The organism is Blautia sp. OF09-25XD (assembly GCF_003482095.1).
Taxonomy (GTDB): Bacteria; Bacillota; Clostridia; order Lachnospirales; family Lachnospiraceae; genus Fusicatenibacter; species Fusicatenibacter saccharivorans.
The window spans coordinates 1-17589 of sequence record NZ_QUMG01000002.1 but is presented as its reverse complement, the minus strand read 5'-3'; the positions used below and the strand labels follow the sequence as shown (position 1 = coordinate 17589).

Below are 17589 nucleotides of genomic sequence, written 5' to 3'. Positions count from 1 at the left end.
AAGAATGTAATTCAGCCATGCATATCTGTCCTTTATTTATGTCCCAGATACACCAGCAGAACCGAAATATCCGCCGGGGAAACGCCTGAAATACGGGACGCCTGGCCGATGTTGATCGGGCGGTACAGGTTCAGCTTCTGTTTCGCCTCGATACGCAGACTCTGAATCTCGTCGTAATTGATATTCTCCGGGATCTTCTTCTCTTCCATCTTCTTGAACTGCTCCACCTGCTTCATCTGGCGCTTGATGTAGCCGTCGTACTTGATGTTGATGTTGACCTGCTCCTGCACATCCTCCGGCAGCTTGGGTCTTTTCGGATCTACTTCCGCCAGCATCTTATAATTCAGCTCCGGCCGGCGGATCAGCTCTGCGAGCGAACTTCCGCCGGAAAGCAGCGTTGATCCATACTCTTCCAGAAGCTCATTGATGTTCGAGCTCGTTCCCACATACGTATTCTCCACGCGCTCAATCTCTTCCTGAATCTGCTGTTCTTTTACTTTCAGTGCCTCATACTGCTCCTCGCTGATCAGACCCACGCGGTAGCCGTATTTGCGCAGACGCAGATCCGCGTTGTCCTGACGGAGCAGCAGACGGTATTCCGCGCGGCTCGTCATCATACGGTACGGCTCATGGTTCTCTTTCGTCACGAGGTCGTCGATCAGAACGCCGATGTACGACTCCGAACGGTCGAGCACCAATTTCTCTTTTCCCTGTACGCAAAGCGCTGCGTTGATACCCGCGATCAGACCCTGTGCCGCAGCCTCTTCATATCCCGAACTACCGTTAAACTGGCCGCCGGAAAACAGATTTTTGATCGCCTTGAACTCGAGGGACGGCAGAAGCTGTCTCGGGTTAATGCAGTCGTACTCGATCGCATACGCATTCCGCACGATTTTCGCGTGTTCCAGGCCCGGCACGGTGTGATACATCGCAATCTGCACATCCTCCGGCAGTGAACTCGACATGCCGCCGACGTACATCTCGTTCGTGTATCTTCCCTCCGGCTCCAGGAACACCTGATGGCGGTTTTTATCCGCAAATTTTACGACCTTATCCTCAATCGAAGGACAGTACCGCGGACCCGTTCCCTCGATCATGCCGGAATACAGTGGCGACCGATTCAGATTTTCGCGGATAATTTTGTGCGTTTCTTCATTCGTATACGTCAGCCAGCAGGATTCCTGATTGATCTGTACGCTCTCCGGATCGGTCGAGAATGAGAACGGCACAACGCGCTCATCGCCAAACTGCTCTTCCATTTTCGAAAGTCAATGCTCCGCTTGTCAATACGCGCCGGTGTTCCTGTTTTAAAACGCACCATCTCCACGCCGTTCGCTTTCAGGGAATCCGTCAGATGCGTCGCCGCCTGCAGTCCGTTCGGGCCGGTATACGTGCTCACATCGCCGTAAATGCACCGTGCATTCAGATAAACGCCGGTACAGAGGACGGCAGCCTTACAGTGGTAAATCGCGCCGGAAACGGCCTTTACACCCGTCAGAACACCGTCTTCCACGATCAGCTCCGCAATCTCCATCTGGCGGATCGTCAGATGATCGGTATTTTCAAGAACCTCGCGCATCGACTGGCTGTACGCCCGCTTATCCGCCTGCGCACGCAGCGAATGCACCGCCGGTCCCTTCGATTGATTCAGCATTTTCGACTGAATAAACGTCTTATCAATATTTTTACCCATCTCGCCGCCGAGCGCGTCGATCTCTTTTACGAGGTGTCCCTTCGAGGTTCCTCCGATGTTCGGATTGCACGGCATCATCGCGATGCTGTCGACACTTACCGTAAATACAACCGTTTCCAGCCCCATCCGCGCTGCCGCAAGTGCTGCCTCGCATCCCGCATGGCCCGCACCGATGACGGCAATATCAATTGTTTCTTCTAAAACTGCCATTTTTCCTGTCCTTTTCTATCTAAACTCTACGAACTGTTTCGTGACTATTTGCCTGTACAGAACTTGCTGAAAATCTCATTCACAAGGTCCTCTCCCACCGCTTCACCGATGATCGAGCCAAGTTCCTCATACGCATTCATTAGGTCAATCGAGAAGAAGTCCTCCGGCATACCCATTTCGATGCTGCCTGCCGTCAGCTCCAGACTCTTTTTTGCTTCCAGAAGCGCCTGTTTATGACGCGCATTCGTGATGTAAACCTCATCGTTGAACGAAATTTCACCTTGGAAAAACATCTTTTTCATTTGCTCCTCCAGCTCTTCCATGCCCGTCTCTTCCCGCGCCGAAATGCTGATGACCGGAGCACCTGTCTTTTGCTCCATCTCCTCTTTTTCGATCACCGCGGTCAGATCTGATTTATTCAGCAGCACAATCGCCTTGCGCCCTTTCAGGATTTCCATGATTTTTGCATCATTCTCATCAAGCGGCACGGATGCATCCACCACATAGAGAATCAGATCTGCGTCCTTTGCATGCTCCAAAGCACGATCCACACCGATTTTCTCGACCGTATCCGCCGTTTTTCGGATCCCCGCCGTATCCAGAATCCGAAGGGAAATGCCCTTTAAGACCAGATTTTCCTCGAGCACGTCGCGTGTCGTTCCGGCGATATCCGTCACAATCGCTTTTTCCTCGCCTGCCAGCAGATTTAAAAGCGATGATTTCCGGCATTCGGTTTTCCAAGGATCACCGTCTTGATGCCCTCCTGGATCATCTTGCCCTCATCCGCAGATGCAAGCAGCTTTTCCACCTGCTTTTTCTGCTCCGCAACAACCTGGGCCAGCCGCTTTGGATACCCGTCCAGGCTGATGTGCTCCGGGTCATCGAGCGCCGACTCAATAAATGCGATCTCGTAAATCAGCTTCTTGCGGATTGCCCGGATCGCCTTTTTCACCGTTCCGCGAAGCTGGCTCTCGGAGCTTTTTAAGGCATAGGCACTTTTCGCCGAAATAACATCCATGACCGCTTCGGCCTGCGTCAGATCCATTCTTCCGTTCAGAAACGCCCGTTTCGTAAACTCGCCCGGATCTGCCGCCCGCGCACCGGCATTTAAGACTGCCTCGAGCACTTTTTTCACCGCCAGCACCCCGCCGTGACAGTCGATCTCGACGGTATTCTCGCCCGTATATGTTTTCGGTCCTTTCATTACCATGACAAGGACCTCATCAATCACTTCCTCCCCTTCGGTAATCCAGCCATAATGAATGGTGTGCGATTTGACCGCAGAAAGCTTTTTTCCTTCTTTTTTTGCACGGAATACGCGATCCGCCACTTCGAATGCATCGTTTCCGCTGATTCTTACAATACCAATTCCCGCCGGCGCCATCGCTGTGGACACTGCGGCAATTGTATCATCCAAATGAAATCCTGCCATTGTTTCCAGTCCTTTCTAAAACCTCTCTTTTTGGGGATCCCAGTATTCAGATCCACATTTTTTCTTTCCTCTCGCATGGCTCTGAATAGTTCCATTTTAGCAGAAAACCAGAAAAGACGGTACCCCGTATTTTACACAGGTACCGTCTTTTTGCATATTTTTTACGCTTTCTTATCGTTTCGGCGCTACAACAACGTGGCGATATGGCTCGCTGCCCTCGCTGTAGGTCTCCACAAATTTATTTCCCTGCAGTGCAGAGTGGATGATTCTTCTCTCGTAAGGATTCATTGGCTCCAGAGAAACCGGTCTTCTGGTCTTTTTCACTTTGTAAGCGATGTTTCTTGCCAGGTTTTCCAGTGTTTCTTTTCTGCGCTTGCGGTAATTTTCCGTATCAAGTTTGACACGAACGTAATCCTTCTGCTCTTTATTGACTACAAGGCTGGTCAGATACTGAAGGGAATCCAGCGTCTGTCCTCTTTTGCCGATCAGGATGCCCATATCCTCACCGGCAAAATCAACTTCAAGAGAACCGTTCTCGGCATTATACTCCATCTGGATCTCAACCGGGAGCTCCATGGCTTTGAATACACCGCTTAAGAACTCAAGTGCCGTTGCCTTGATCTGGGCGATTTCCTCGTCTGTTCTCTGAACTACTTCACGCTCTTCTCTTGGCTCGGAGCGTCTTGCAGTTTCTGCCTGACGCGGAGCAGATTTTCTTTCCGTTTCTTTCTTTACAGCTTCTTTTTTCGGCGCTTCTTTTACCGGTGCAGGAGCTGCCTCTTTTTTCTCTGGTTTCTGGGGTGTTTCCGGTTCTTTTTCCGGTGCGGCTTTTACAGCGGCACGGATCACAGCCGGTTTACTTCCGATTCCAAAGAATCCGGAACTGCCTTCGCTGATGACCTGGATCTCCAGTTTATCGCTGGCAGCCTGAAGCTCGATGCAGGCTTTTGTAATGGCGTCGTCCACGGTTTTTGCGGATACTTCGATAAACTCCATAAAGATTTACCCCCTATTTTTTCTTTTTGCTGTTCTTTTCATCAAACTGTTTTACCATGTTTGCTTTCGCAGCGATGCTTCCGGCGCGGTATTCCTGATTGCTGTTGTAATACTCAGTCGAAGCCTTTCTTGCTGCCTCTTTTTCCTCAGCAGACGGCTCTTCGTTCTCCTGTACCTGAATATTACGCACACTCTGCGTTGCAGCCTGTGTGATTTTCTGCGGCGGAAGGCCGGCTTTTTCTCTCTTCTTTGCAGCTTTTTCCTGGTTTTTGCGGATCACCTCATCCATGTCGATCGAGGACATATGGCGGTTGATGATAACCTGCTGTACACTTCGAACGAGCGCACCGGCGATCCAGTAAATACCAATACCGATGGAGAATGATAAACACATAAATGCGGAGAAAACAGGCATTACCGTGTTCATGGTCTTCATGGAATTTTCCATGGAGTTTGCTGTCTTATTTCCGTTGTTGGAAGATGGTGCCTGCGGCATCAGCTTGTAGTTCAGCCACTGGGTAAACCATGCCAGAATCGGCACCAGAATTGCTCCTGCAATCAGAAGCGCAGATCCGTTTGCCATACCCTCGCGGATGACATCCATCGGAGACTGTGTGATATTAAATCCAAGGAACATGTTGATATGCTTGGACTCCGCGGCGGTTTTTGTAATGGTATCCGCAATACCGGAGAACTCGCTGATGTCAGCCAGCTTCGTCCACTGGGACGGTTTCAGCACATAAAACATGTCCAGAAGGTTATTTTCGGTTAATGTTTCACTTACTTTACTGTACATGGTAACACGGTTATCTGTGATAAACTGTGTCAGGATGTCAGAATATCCTGATACACCCATCATCTGTGTTGTCAGTCCCTGGAATACATTGCGGACACTTCCGATATATCCCGGAATATGATAGATAACCTGGTACAGTGCAAGCAGAATCGGCATCTGAATCAGCAGTGTACTGCAGCTTCCTGTCGGGGAGACACCGTATTTCTGATAAACTGCCATGGTTTCTTCAGATTTTTTCATCTGAGAAGCCTGGTCTTTTTTGTTCTGATATTTCTTTTCAATTCTCTGCAGATCCGGCTGCATTACGCTCATCATCTTCGACATCTTCTGCTGCTTGATCTGAAGCGGCGTCAGAACGAGATAAATGATAATCGTATACAGAATAATCGCAATACCGATATTCGGAATTCCAATTTTTTCCAGACAAAAATAAATTCCATTGATCAGCCAGCCGAGGATCTGGCATACCCACCCGATAATCGGCCACGTTGATTTACTCAGTACGATATCCAAAACGTCTTTTCCTCCTTATTTATCTACGGCACAGGGTCGTAACCTCCGTGTGAAAACGGGTTACATCTCAGTATTCTCCATAATGCCAGCAGACTTCCTTTGAAAGCACCATATTTCTGAATCGCTTCCAGCCCGTACTGCGAGCAGGTCGGCGTATAAGGGCAGTGCACCCTCTTCAGAGGAGACAGGTACTTCTGATAAAACCGGATACCTTTTATCAATACCGTCTTCATTTTTCTGTTTCCTTTAATATATGATGTAGTCTTCCCAGATGCAAAAGTGCTCCCTCTATCTCGAAATACGTACAGTTTTTTGCATTAACTCTTGCGATCACAACTACATCCATTCCACACTGAAATTCCTCTTCATGCAGACGATAACTCTCCCGGATCAGTCTCGCCAGATGGTGGCGCACAACGCTGTTTCCCACCTTTTTACTTACTGAAATTCCAATCCGGTTCCGTCCCAGCTGATTTTTCTTCACATACATGACCAGAAATCGGTTTGCAAACGATGTTCCCTGCTTATAAACCAGCTGAAAATCTCTGTTTTTTTTCAGGCTTTCCGAATATTTCATGAATCCATTCTTTCCTTCATGATTTGTCTAAATTTTCTTTTCATTGAATAGCTTTAGATAGAAGAAAAGACCACATAAATTTTATGCGGCCTTTGGTTTTATGCTGATAATTTTTTTCTTCCTTTTAATCTTCTTGCAGCTAAAACTTTTCTTCCACCTTTTGTGCTCATTCTTGCTCTGAATCCGTGAACTTTAGCTCTGGATCTTTTTTTCGGCTGAAATGTCATTTTCATAAGATAAGGCACCTCCTTTAAATTCTAATCAATAACTGCCTGCGAGGCAGTATTTCACTACATGTATGACAGAAAACATCATTTCAATTATATTCATAAACCCCCATTTCGTCAACCCTAAAATCAATAATTTTCGCAGTTTTTTCGGGAAAAATGCCGCTCTGACGCGGTTTTCCGGTCTGCCGCTGCCCGTGCCTTCCGTGTGCTGATTTTCGGTTTATCCACAACTTATCCACACTGTCCGCCGCACACGTACAAATACCAGTTCGATTTTTGCGCTTTCCACACGATATCTTGTAACCGTAATCAACATTATCCACAATCTGTGGATAACCTTGTGGATAACTTTCGGTTTTGCTGTGTACAACCTGTGGGCATTTCCAATTTTTCCAGTATTTACGCCATGTATAATGTGTATATAAGTTTTCCAGACTTTACACATTTCGGTTTTTCCAGCCCTCTATCCACAATTTTATCAACATAAGCTTCCCTGTTATCCACAAACTATCCTCCATTTCATCAACAGGAAAATTTTTTACACATTCTGTGGATAAAAAAATAATTATCCACATTTTTGGGTTGAATAAAACGGCATTTTATTATATCATATAGAAGTAAAAATGCGACTATTCGGGGAAAATTTCGTTTTTCAGACAGAAGTTATCCCCAAAAAGCAATGATTATAGAAGCGGAGCGACAGAAAAAGCATGGAAATCGTACAAGATAAATGGAAAGAAATACTGCAGAGAGTGCGGGACGAGCACGAATTATCTGAGATCTCCTTTACTACATGGATTGAACCACTTACGATCCATTCGGTTGAGGACAATCTGATCACAATCCTGGTTCCATCCGAAAAAATGGGTCTCGATTACGTGAGCAAAAAATATACTCTTCCTATTAAAGTGGCCATCGCGGAAATCACAGGTGTCAACTATGAGATCCGCTTTATTCTTCCGGAAGAAGTGAAACAGGAAAAAGCGCCTGCTCCCGTCCAGAAAAATCTCTATGTGCCGAACCTGAATCCAAAGTATACCTTTGATACCTTCGTGGTCGGCAGCAATAACAAATTTGCCCATGCAGCTTCTCTCGCCGTGGCCGAATCCCCGGGAGAAATCTACAATCCGCTGTTTTTATACGGTGGTGTTGGACTGGGCAAAACCCATCTGATGCATTCGATCGCACATTTTATTCTTCAAAAGAACCCGTCTTCGCGGATTCTCTACGTAACGAGTGAAGAATTTACAAATGAAGTCATCGAGGCCATCCGAAACAGCAACAACACCGCAATGACCAAATTCCGTGAGAAATACCGCAATATCGACGTACTTCTCATCGATGATGTGCAGTTTATTATAGGAAAGGAATCAACACAGGAAGAATTTTTCCATACCTTCAATACGTTGCACGGCGCCAACAAACAGATCATCCTTTCTTCGGATCGTCCCCCGAAAGACATGGATATCCTGGAAGACCGCATCCGTTCCCGTTTCGAATGGGGACTCCTTGCCGACATCCAGAGCCCGGATTATGAAACGCGAATCGCCATCCTCCGCAAAAAGCAGGAACTCGACGGCTATTCCGTCAGCGACGATGTGATCGAATACATCGCTTCCAATATTAAATCGAACATCCGTGAATTAGAAGGCGCTCTCAACAAAATCATTGCATACGCAAACCTTGAAAAACGTGAAATCAACATTGATCTTGCAGAACAGGTGCTGCGCGATATCATCTCCCCAAACGAGAAGAAGGTCATCACGCCGGAATTTATCATCGACACCGTTGCAGATCACTTCGATATTACGCCGTCCGACATTGTCGGCAGCAAGCGGAGCAGCAAAATCGTATTCCCGCGCCAGATCGCAATGTATCTGTGCCGCGAAATGCTCGATGCCCCGCTGACCGGAATCGGAAAAATGATGGGCGACCGCGATCATACCACTGTCATGCACGGCATTGAGAAGATCGAAAAGGAAATGAGTGCCAAAGACAGTGTCCGCAACACGGTAGATATCTTAAAGAAGAAGATTAACCCGTCTAAATAAGCGGCATAGCTGTAACTCTGTCAAAACAGTTCGAACCGATCTACATTTATATAAGAAGAAACGCATCGGTTTACAGGCCCTTATTTATGCACAAACCGATGTGGAAAGCCTGTGGATGAATTGTGGACAAATTTGGAGCCTGAAGTTATCAACATTTCATACACAGGTTCACGTTCGATTATTCACAGAGTTATACAGATCCATTTTTCCAGTATTTCCGCATTCTCGAAGGGGTTATCCACATATCCACAGCCCCTACGACTAAGACTACGGATTTTTACTATATTTTTTCTTTATAAGCATACTCACCCAGCCGTGAGGAAAGGAGAGTTATCCACAATTATGAAATTAGTGTTTGACAAAGCAGACCTTGTAAAAAGCGTTGCCATTGCGATGAAAGCTGTTTCCGGTAAAACTACGATGCCAATTCTGCAGTGTATCCTGATTGATGCATCTTCCAGCCAGATCAAGTTTACCTCCAACGATATGGAACTCGGAATTGAGACCCTTGTCACAGGTATGATTCTGGAACGCGGTGTTGTTGCTCTGGATGCAAAGATTTTTTCTGAGATTGTAAGAAAACTTCCGGATAATCAGGTTACAATAGAGACAGATGAAAATCTGGTAACAACAATTACCTGCGAAAAAGCAAAATTCAGCATTCCGGGACAGTCAGGAGAAGATTTTTCCTATCTGCCGATTCTGGAAACTTCCGATTGTGTTTCCATTTCCCAGTTCACCTTAAAAGAACTGATCCGTCAGACCATTTTCTCCATTGCAGCCAATGAGAACAACAAACTGATGACCGGTGAGCTTTTTGAAATCAAAGATAACACACTTCGCGTCGTATCTCTGGACGGACACCGTATTGCGATCCGCAGAATTGAGCTGAAAGATTCGTATCCGGACCGAAAAGTCGTTGTTCCGGGAAAAACCCTGAACGAAATCAGCAAAATTCTGTCCGGCGAGATGGATGATCAGATTGATATTTACTTCTCGGAAAACCACATTATGTTCAAGTTCGATGATACAACGGTCGTTTCCAGACTGATCGACGGTGAATATTTCCGCATCGACCAGATGCTTTCGAGTGATTACGAGACAAAAGTGACGATCAACAAAAAAGAATTCTTAAGCTGTATCGACCGTGCGACGCTTCTTGTCAAAGAAGGCGACAAAAAACCGATCATCATCGACATCCAGGATGGAGCGATGGAACTGCAGATCAACTCCGCGATGGGTTCCATGAAAGAAGAGATCGATATCAACAAAGAAGGCAAGGATATTATGATCGGTTTTAACCCGAAATTCCTGATCGATGCACTTCGTGTTATTGACGACGAGGAGATTTCGATTTATCTGGTCAACCCGAAGGCTCCATGTTTTATCCGGAACGAAGAAGAGAGCTATATCTACCTGATTCTGCCGGTAAACTTCAATTCCGTGAGATAAGTCACATAAGTTTGAAATCTGCCGGAACCTTTTCTGAAAGAACTTTCAGCGGTTTTACAGCCACACAGGTTGAAAACTGCGAACTTACGTGAGGAAAAGGCACGGCAGTGCAGGAGGAAAAAATGGAAATTATTACGCTGCGTGAAGATTACATCAAACTGGGCCAGGCATTAAAAGCTGCTGCTCTGGTAGAAGACGGCGTGGAAGCAAAGCTCGTCATCAAGGACGGCGAAGTGACCGTAAACGGTGAAGTAGATACCCGCCGCGGCCGCAAGCTCTATGACGGAGATGTTGTCTGCTACAATGGAAATGAGATACAAATTAAAAAATAAGGCTTAAAAACTTAAGCTGATTTTTCACGGACGAGTGCTCATGTATATCAAATCTTTAGAACTGAAGAACTATCGGAATTATGAAAACTTATGCATAAATATCAGCCCCGGAACGAATATTCTCTACGGTGACAATGCCCAGGGAAAGACGAATATTCTCGAGGCTTTATATCTCGCGGGTACGACAAAATCGCACCGCGGCAGCAAGGACCGCGAAATCATCCAGTTTGACCGGGAAGAAGCCCATATCCGGATGATGGTGGAACGGAACGGCAGCACGCATAAAATCGATATGCATCTGAAAAAAAATAAATCCAAGGGAATCGCCATCGATGGAGTTCCGATCCGCAAAGCGTCGGAACTTTTTGGCATTGTAAATATTGTGTTTTTCTCTCCGGAGGACCTGAATATCATCAAAAACGGTCCTGCGGAGCGCCGGCGTTTCCTCGATAGCGAAATTTGTCAATTGTCAAGACTATACATGATCGAGCTTGCCAATTATAATAAAGTGGTGGCACAGAGAAACAAGCTGCTTAAAGAGATTTCGTTTTCCGGCAGAATGGCGGATACGCTCGAGATCTGGGATGAGCAGATGGTCCGCTATGGAAAAAGCATTATTTCCGAGCGGAAAAAGTTTATCAGCCGCCTGAATGATATTTTATCCGAGATCCATCAGAATCTGACCGGAGGAAAGGAGCAGATTCTGATTACCTATGAACCGAATGTGTCCGAGGAAGCGTTTTCCGAAGAGTTAAAAGCCGGAAGAGAGCGTGATCTGCGTTTCGGACAGTCCTACACCGGGCCGCACCGGGACGATTTCTGTGTGCGGGTCAACGACATTGATATCCGTAAATACGGTTCCCAGGGGCAGCAGAGGACGGCGGCGCTTTCGCTGAAATTGGCGGAGATCCGTCTGGTCGAGGAGGAAATTCACGATACACCGGTTTTACTGCTGGATGATGTTTTGTCGGAGCTGGACGGCAGCCGGCAGAATTATCTTCTGCAGAGCATTCACAGCATACAGACACTGATTACCTGTACCGGACTGGACGAGTTTGTCGAAAATCATTTTGAGGCAAACAGCGTATTCCAGGTGGTCGAGGGATCTGTGTTTCACAAAGAAACAGGAGGAATCTAAATGAGTACAGAGAACATGGAAAAGACAGAGTATGGTGCAGACCAGATTCAGATTCTGGAGGGTCTGGAAGCCGTACGGAAGCGCCCAGGTATGTATATCGGCAGTACCTCCGCACGGGGACTTCACCATCTGTCTATGAGATTGTCGACAACTCGGTAGACGAGGCACTGGCAGGATACTGCAAAAATATTGACGTTACGATTAACCCGGACAACTCCATCACCGTCATCGACGACGGCCGTGGTATTCCGGTCGGCATCAATCATAAGTCGGGCCTTCCGGCCGTTGAGGTTGTCTTTACGGTGCTGCACGCAGGCGGAAAGTTCGGCGGCGGAGGGTACAAGGTATCCGGCGGTCTGCACGGCGTTGGTGCATCCGTTGTAAATGCGCTGTCCAACTGGCTTGAGGTGCGCGTTTATCACGATGGAAAGGTTTATTTCCAGCGGTATGAGCGCGGAAAAACCATGAATAAGCTGGAGGTCATCGATACCTGTCCGATCGAAAAAACAGGTACCGAGGTCCGTTTCCTGCCGGATGATACGATGTTCGAGGAGACGGTTTATGATTACGACGTTTTAAAAACAAGACTCCGCGAGACCGCATTTCTGACCAAGGGACTGCGCATTGTTCTGCGCGATCTGCGCACGGATCCGGTAGTGGAAAAAGCATTCCACTACGAGGGCGGTATCAAAGAGTTTGTCAGCTACCTGAACAAGAGCAAAACGGCGCTCTACCCGGACATCATCTACTGCGAGGGAGAAAGAGACGGCGTTCTCGTTGAGGTTGCGATGCAGCACAACGATTCCTATCAGGAAAATACGTACGGTTTCGTCAACAACATTACGACGCCGGAGGGCGGTACCCATATCGTGGGCTTCCGGAATGCGCTGACGAAAACCTTTAATGAATATGCAAGAGCAAATAAACTGTTAAAAGACAGCGAACCGAACCTGACCGGAGAGGATATCCGCGAGGGTATGACGGCGATTGTCAGCATCAAAATCGAGGAGCCGCAGTTCGAGGGCCAGACAAAGCAGAAACTTGGAAACAGCGAGGCGAGAGGAGCAGTCGACAATATCGTGAGCACTCAGCTCGAGCTGTTCCTGGAGCAGAACCCGGCTGTCGCAAAAACGATCGTTGAAAAGTCCCTGCTTTCCCAGCGTGCGAGAGAGGCTGCAAGAAAAGCGCGTGACCTGACGAGAAGAAAATCCGCACTGGACGGTATGTCCCTGCCTGGAAAACTGGCAGACTGTACCGACAAGGATCCGAAAAACTGTGAGATCTTCCTGGTCGAGGGAGATTCCGCGGGCGGTTCCGCAAAATCCGCGAGAAGCCGTGCAACGCAGGCGATCCTGCCTCTGCGTGGAAAAATCCTGAATGTAGAGAAAGCACGTCTCGATAAAATTTATGCCAATGCCGAGATCAAAGCGATGATTACGGCATTCGGAACCGGAATCCACGACGATTTCGATATCACCAAACTGCGCTACGACAAGATCATCATCATGACCGATGCCGATGTCGACGGCGCGCACATCGACACACTGATGCTGACGTTCCTGTACCGCTTCATGCCGGAGCTGATCAAACAGGGCCACGTTTACCTGGCACAGCCGCCGCTGTTCAAGATTGAGAAAAACAAAAAAGTATGGTACGCATACGATGACGATCAGATGAATCAGATCCTCAATGAGATCGGACGCGGAGATAATAAGATCCAGCGTTACAAAGGACTGGGAGAGATGGATGCGGAGCAGCTATGGGAGACCACCATGGACCCGGAACGCCGTGTTCTGCGCCGCGTTGTGTTCGATGAAGAGTATTCTTCTGAAATTGATCTTACCTTCAATACGCTCATGGGCGACAAGGTAGAACCGCGCCGTGACTTTATCGAAGAGAGAGCAAAATACGCAAACAACCTGGATATCTAAAAAGTCCTGTGAACTGAAGTGGAGGAAAAGATGGAAGATAATGTTTTTGATAAAATTCACGAGGTCGATCTGAAAGACACGATGGAGGAATCCTACATCAACTACGCGATGAGCGTAATTGCATCCCGTGCACTTCCAGACGTCCGCGATGGCTTAAAGCCGGTACAGAGACGTATTCTGTACTCCATGAGTGAACTGAACAATACGCCGGATAAGCCGCACCGTAAGTGCGCGCGTATCGTCGGTGATACGATGGGTAAATATCACCCGCACGGCGACAGCTCTATCTACGGAGCACTCGTCAACATGGCACAGGACTGGGCAACCCGTTATCCGATGGTGGACGGCCATGGAACTTCGGTTCCGTCGACGGCGACGGCGCTGCGGCTATGCGATACACCGAGGCACGTTTAAGCAAAATCTCGATGGAGATGCTGGCGGATATCAACAAAGACACCGTAGACTTCGCCCCGAACTTTGATGAAACCGAAAAAGAGCCTGTTGTTATGCCGGCCCGCTACCCGAACCTTCTGGTAAACGGTACTTCCGGTATCGCAGTCGGTATGGCAACGAACATCCCACCGCACAATCTGCGCGAGGTGGTAAGTGCCATTGTAAAAATTATTGATAATATCATCGAGGAGGATCGTACGACAGATCTCGAGGAGATTCTCGGCATTGTAAAAGGCCCTGACTTCCCGACCGGAGCAGAAATCCTCGGCACCCGCGGCATCGACGAGGCCTACCGTACCGGCCGCGGTAAAATCCGTGTTCGTGCGGTATCAAACATCGAGACACTGCCGAACGGAAAGAGCGAGATCATCGTAACCGAGATCCCGTACATGGTAAACAAGGCGCGCCTGATCGAGAACATCGCCGCGCTGGTAAGAGATAAAAAGATCGACGGCATCACCGGCATTGCGGACCACTCCAACCGTGAGGGTATGCGCATCTGTATCGAACTGCGCCGCGACGCCAATGCAAACGTCATCTTAAACCAGCTGTACAAACATACCCAGATGCAGGATACCTTTGGTGTGATCATGCTTGCACTGGTAAACAATCAGCCGAAAGTCATGAACCTTCTGGAGGTGCTGACGTATTATCTGCAGCACCAGGAAGAGGTTGTGACGAGAAGAACGAAATACGACCTGAACAAAGCGCAGGAGAGAAGCCATATTCTGGAAGGACTCTTAAAAGCGCTTGACCATATTGACGAAGTGATCCATATCATCCGTGCATCCGCGAATGCGGCAGAGGCGAAGAAGAACCTGATGGAACGCTTCGATCTGAGTGATGCCCAGGCCCAGGCAATCGTAGACATGCGTCTGCGCGCTCTGACCGGTCTGGAACGGGAGAAGCTCGAGAACGAGTACAAAGAGCTGATGGCGCGCATCGAGCAGTTAAAAGCCATCCTCGCAGACCGCAAGGTGCTTCTTGGCGTTATCCGCAGGGAGATTCTGAACGTATCCGAAAAATACGGCGATGACAGAAGAACTTCCATCGGCTTTGATGAGTACGATCTCTCCATGGAGGATCTGATTCCGCGCGAGAATACCGTCATCACCATGACGAAACTGGGCTATATCAAACGTATGACCGTTGACAACTTCCGCAGCCAGAACCGCGGCGGCAAGGGAATCAAGGGCATGCAGACCATCGAGGACGACTACATCGAGGAGCTTCTGATGACGACGACCCATCATTACCTGATGTTCTTTACGAATACGGGAAGAGTCTACCGCCTGAAAGCATACGAGATTCCGGAGGCGTCCAGAACCGCAAGAGGAACGGCGATTGTCAACCTTCTCCAGCTGCAGCCGGGAGAGAAGATTACGCTGTTATTCCAATGCGCAAATATGAGAAGGGCCATTATCTGTTTATGGCAACGAAAAAGGGACTGGTGAAGAAGACGCCGCTCGAAGAGTACGAGAACGTCAGAAAAACGGGTCTTGCTGCCATTGCGCTCCGCGATGATGATGAACTGATTGAAGTTAAGACAACTGATAACGAGAAAGAGATTATTTTGGTAACGAAATTCGGCCAGTGTATCCGCTTTAAGGAAAACGATGTGCGTACGACAGGCCGTGTTTCCATGGGTGTACGCGGCATCAACCTTCTGGACGGCGATGAAGTAGTCGGCATGCAGATCTGCACGCAGGGAGACTATCTCCTTGTCGTATCCGAAAACGGCATGGGCAAACGGACGCCGATGGCAGAGTTTACCGTACAGCTCCGCGGCGGCAAGGGTGTCAAATGCTATAAGATTACCGAAAAGACCGGAAACCTGATTGGTTCCAAGGCGGTCAACGAGGATAATGAGATCATGATGATCACCACAGAGGGAATCATCATCCGTACACCATGCTCCGGCATTTCTGTTATGGGACGTATCACGTCCGGTGTCAAGCTGATGGATGTGGACGGTGAAATCAAGGTTGCCAGCATTGCAAAGGTAAGAGACAAAGAGGCATCCGAGGAGACTCCGGTTTCGGTGGAAGAGACCGAAAGTGCTTCTGAGGAAACGAAGGAATAATACAGCGTCGCAAAACGTGTCTGAGAGAAAAAAGCTCAGGCACGTTTTTCTCGTTTGGGGAAGGGGAGAAAAATATGAAACGAATTTTACTGATGGTGCTGCGGAATCTGCTTCTGGTTCCGTGGATGTGGTGCCGGCTCTGTTACCATGCAGCGCATCCGGACAAGTACAGTCTGGAAGAGCACTTTAAAATGCTGCGCTTTATTGTACAGCGGGCGAACAAAGGCGGAAACGTCATTGTGGAATCCTATGGAGCAGAAAATCTTCCGGAGCAGGACGGTTTTGTGATGTATCCGAATCACCAGGGACTGTACGATGTGCTGGCGATCGCAGGAGCGTGCTCGCGTACCTTTACAGTTGTTGCCAAAAAAGAGGTAGAGCATATTCCGTTTTTAAAACAGGTCTTTGCGTGCATCCACGCGCTGTTTATGGACCGGGAGAATCTGCGGCAGTCAATGCAGGTTATCAATGAGGCGGCCGATGCCGTAAAAGAAGGCAAAAACGTCATTCTGTTTCCGGAAGGAACGAGGAGCAGAAAGGGAAACCAGCTGCTGGAGTTTAAAAGCGGCAGCTTCAAGATCGCAGTAAAAGCAAAATGCCCGATCGTGCCGGTTGCGTTAAAAAACTGTTTTGTTCCGTTTGACTCCAATACCGTCCGTCCCGTAACGGTAGAAGTCCATTTTCTCGACCCGATCCCATACGAGGAATACCAGGGAATGAAGACAACAGAGATTGCCGAGATGGTAAAGAAGAGAATTGAAGCCGTCGTAACCGAGTAGCGGTTTCAGAAAAGAGCGTGATATGCGCTCTTTTCTGCTATTCTGGGGGCTGATTTGGGTTCTGTAAGGCATATTTTCTATAATAGTAAGAAAAAAACAAAAAATTCGAAAAAACGGGTTGACAAGAACGTAAGGTTTTTGTATAATAAACCATGCGTCACGAATGAGTGACTGCACATATCATTTTATATTTAGGCATTTGGAGAAGTACTCAAGTGGCTGAAGAGGCGCCCCTGCTAAGGGTGTAGGTCGGGTAACCGGCGCGAGGGTTCAAATCCCTCCTTCTCCGTTTAAAAGCCAAAAACAAAATGATATTTTTTGTGGAAAAAGTTCTTGACAAACAGTTTCACATCTGATAAGATAGCAGAGTTGGTGATAGGTTTGAAAAAACTAATCCAAAAAATAAATTAAAAAAGTTCTTGACAAAAGCGAATGAGTTTGATAAAATAAACGAGTTGCTGATTGAAAGAACAGCGAAGAAGTTAAAAAAACTTCAAAAAATAAATCAAAAAAGTTCTTGACAAACGAAAAGCTCTGTGGTAAAATAAACGAGTTGATCCGAGTCGGAACAGCAAAGATCCTTGATAATTAAACAATGAAACACATCCTCGAAAGTTCTGAATAAGTAATTCAAAACGATCGAAAGATCCTTTAAAACAGTAAAAGGGATAAATTAGCTAGTATGTTGATTTTGAACTTGGAACAAACATTTTATCAGAGAGTTTGATCCTGGCTCAGGATGAACGCTGGCGGCGTGCTTAACACATGCAAGTCGAGCGAAGCAGTTAAGTTGATTTCTTCGGATTGATTCTTAATTGACTGAGCGGCGGACGGGTGAGTAACGCGTGGGTGACCTGCCCCATACCGGGGGATAACAGCTGGAAACGGCTGCTAATACCGCATAAGCGCACAGAGCTGCATGG

General features: G+C 47.6%; 10 protein-coding genes, 1 tRNA gene, 1 rRNA gene and 4 pseudogenes. 9 read left to right on the top strand and 7 right to left on the bottom strand.

The window, feature by feature from the left end; translation table 11 throughout:
* Positions 1-32: 32 nt before the first annotated feature.
* The 7 genes and pseudogenes from mnmG to rpmH all read right to left on the bottom strand — a co-directional run bounded on the left by mnmG (position 33) and on the right by rpmH (position 6450).
* Positions 33-1903, bottom strand: a pseudogene (gene mnmG, locus DXA93_RS02050) (tRNA uridine-5-carboxymethylaminomethyl(34) synthesis enzyme MnmG).
* Positions 1904-1947: 44 nt separating this feature from the next.
* Positions 1948-3335 (bottom strand): annotated as a pseudogene (gene mnmE / locus DXA93_RS20430) (tRNA uridine-5-carboxymethylaminomethyl(34) synthesis GTPase MnmE).
* 171 nt (positions 3336-3506) lie between these two features.
* Positions 3507-4331 carry an RNA-binding cell elongation regulator Jag/EloR gene (gene jag, locus DXA93_RS02040; RefSeq protein ID WP_118697736.1) on the bottom strand — a complete coding sequence of 275 codons (825 nt, stop codon included), beginning with the start codon at positions 4329-4331 and terminating at the stop codon, positions 3507-3509.
* A 13-nt stretch (positions 4332-4344) separates the two neighbouring features.
* On the bottom strand, positions 4345-5640 hold the full coding sequence (yidC, locus tag DXA93_RS02035; RefSeq protein WP_117802685.1) for a YidC/Oxa1 family membrane protein insertase: 1296 nt from the start codon (positions 5638-5640) through the stop codon (positions 4345-4347).
* Between the two features lie 23 nt (positions 5641-5663).
* Positions 5664-5873, bottom strand: a complete 210-nt coding sequence (gene yidD, locus DXA93_RS02030; RefSeq protein WP_022462271.1) for a membrane protein insertion efficiency factor YidD — start codon at positions 5871-5873, stop codon at positions 5664-5666.
* Positions 5870-6217, bottom strand: coding sequence for a ribonuclease P protein component (rnpA, locus tag DXA93_RS02025; protein ID WP_117814440.1), 348 nt, complete (start codon positions 6215-6217; stop codon positions 5870-5872). The genes yidD and rnpA overlap by 4 nt, the downstream gene beginning before the upstream one ends.
* A gap of 98 nt (positions 6218-6315) precedes the next feature.
* Entirely contained in the window at positions 6316-6450 is a 135-nt protein-coding gene (rpmH, locus tag DXA93_RS02020; RefSeq protein WP_005952426.1) for a 50S ribosomal protein L34, read from the bottom strand.
* A gap of 707 nt (positions 6451-7157) precedes the next feature.
* On the opposite strand from rpmH, the gene dnaA reads away from it, so the two are divergent.
* The 9 genes and pseudogenes from dnaA to DXA93_RS01975 form a co-directional block, all read left to right on the top strand.
* The gene (gene dnaA / locus DXA93_RS02015) at positions 7158-8498 is read left to right on the top strand and encodes a chromosomal replication initiator protein DnaA (protein WP_022462273.1); all 1341 of its coding nucleotides are present in this window, start codon (positions 7158-7160) and stop codon (positions 8496-8498) included.
* 342 nt (positions 8499-8840) lie between these two features.
* Positions 8841-9950: a DNA polymerase III subunit beta gene (dnaN, locus tag DXA93_RS02010; protein WP_119207664.1), complete on the top strand. Its 1110-nt coding sequence runs from the start codon at positions 8841-8843 to the stop codon at positions 9948-9950.
* A 122-nt stretch (positions 9951-10072) separates the two neighbouring features.
* A complete protein-coding gene (locus DXA93_RS02005) occupies positions 10073-10282 on the top strand; it encodes an RNA-binding S4 domain-containing protein (RefSeq protein ID WP_022462275.1) in 210 nt (69 codons plus the stop codon).
* A gap of 40 nt (positions 10283-10322) precedes the next feature.
* Positions 10323-11420 (top strand): DNA replication/repair protein RecF, encoded by a 1098-nt coding sequence (recF, locus tag DXA93_RS02000; RefSeq protein WP_117802688.1) that lies wholly within the window; start codon positions 10323-10325, stop codon positions 11418-11420.
* A pseudogene (gene gyrB / locus DXA93_RS01995) lies at positions 11421-13351 on the top strand (DNA topoisomerase (ATP-hydrolyzing) subunit B).
* Positions 13352-13381: 30 nt separating this feature from the next.
* Positions 13382-15887, top strand: a pseudogene (gyrA, locus tag DXA93_RS20425) (DNA gyrase subunit A).
* Positions 15888-15961: 74 nt separating this feature from the next.
* Positions 15962-16666, top strand: a complete 705-nt coding sequence (locus tag DXA93_RS01985; RefSeq protein ID WP_119207663.1) for a lysophospholipid acyltransferase family protein — start codon at positions 15962-15964, stop codon at positions 16664-16666.
* A 201-nt stretch (positions 16667-16867) separates the two neighbouring features.
* A tRNA-Ser gene (locus DXA93_RS01980) sits at positions 16868-16955 on the top strand.
* Between the two features lie 422 nt (positions 16956-17377).
* Positions 17378-17589: ribosomal RNA gene (locus tag DXA93_RS01975) — 16S ribosomal RNA — on the top strand; the annotation flags it as partial.

What these genes read in the sequence shown, in the direction of transcription:
- yidD (WP_022462271.1), bottom strand. Translation starts at nt 5,873, where the DNA reads ATGAAGACGGTATTGATAAAAGGTATCCGGTTTTATCAGAAGTACCTG.
- DXA93_RS02005 (WP_022462275.1), top strand. Translation starts at nt 10,073, where the DNA reads ATGGAAATTATTACGCTGCGTGAAGATTACATCAAACTGGGCCAGGCA.
- rpmH (WP_005952426.1), bottom strand. Translation starts at nt 6,450, where the DNA reads ATGAAAATGACATTTCAGCCGAAAAAAAGATCCAGAGCTAAAGTTCAC.
- dnaA (WP_022462273.1), top strand. Translation starts at nt 7,158, where the DNA reads ATGGAAATCGTACAAGATAAATGGAAAGAAATACTGCAGAGAGTGCGG.
- recF (WP_117802688.1), top strand. Translation starts at nt 10,323, where the DNA reads ATGTATATCAAATCTTTAGAACTGAAGAACTATCGGAATTATGAAAAC.
- dnaN (WP_119207664.1), top strand. Translation starts at nt 8,841, where the DNA reads ATGAAATTAGTGTTTGACAAAGCAGACCTTGTAAAAAGCGTTGCCATT.
- rnpA (WP_117814440.1), bottom strand. Translation starts at nt 6,217, where the DNA reads ATGAAATATTCGGAAAGCCTGAAAAAAAACAGAGATTTTCAGCTGGTT.
- jag (WP_118697736.1), bottom strand. Translation starts at nt 4,331, where the DNA reads ATGGAGTTTATCGAAGTATCCGCAAAAACCGTGGACGACGCCATTACA.
- DXA93_RS01985 (WP_119207663.1), top strand. Translation starts at nt 15,962, where the DNA reads ATGAAACGAATTTTACTGATGGTGCTGCGGAATCTGCTTCTGGTTCCG.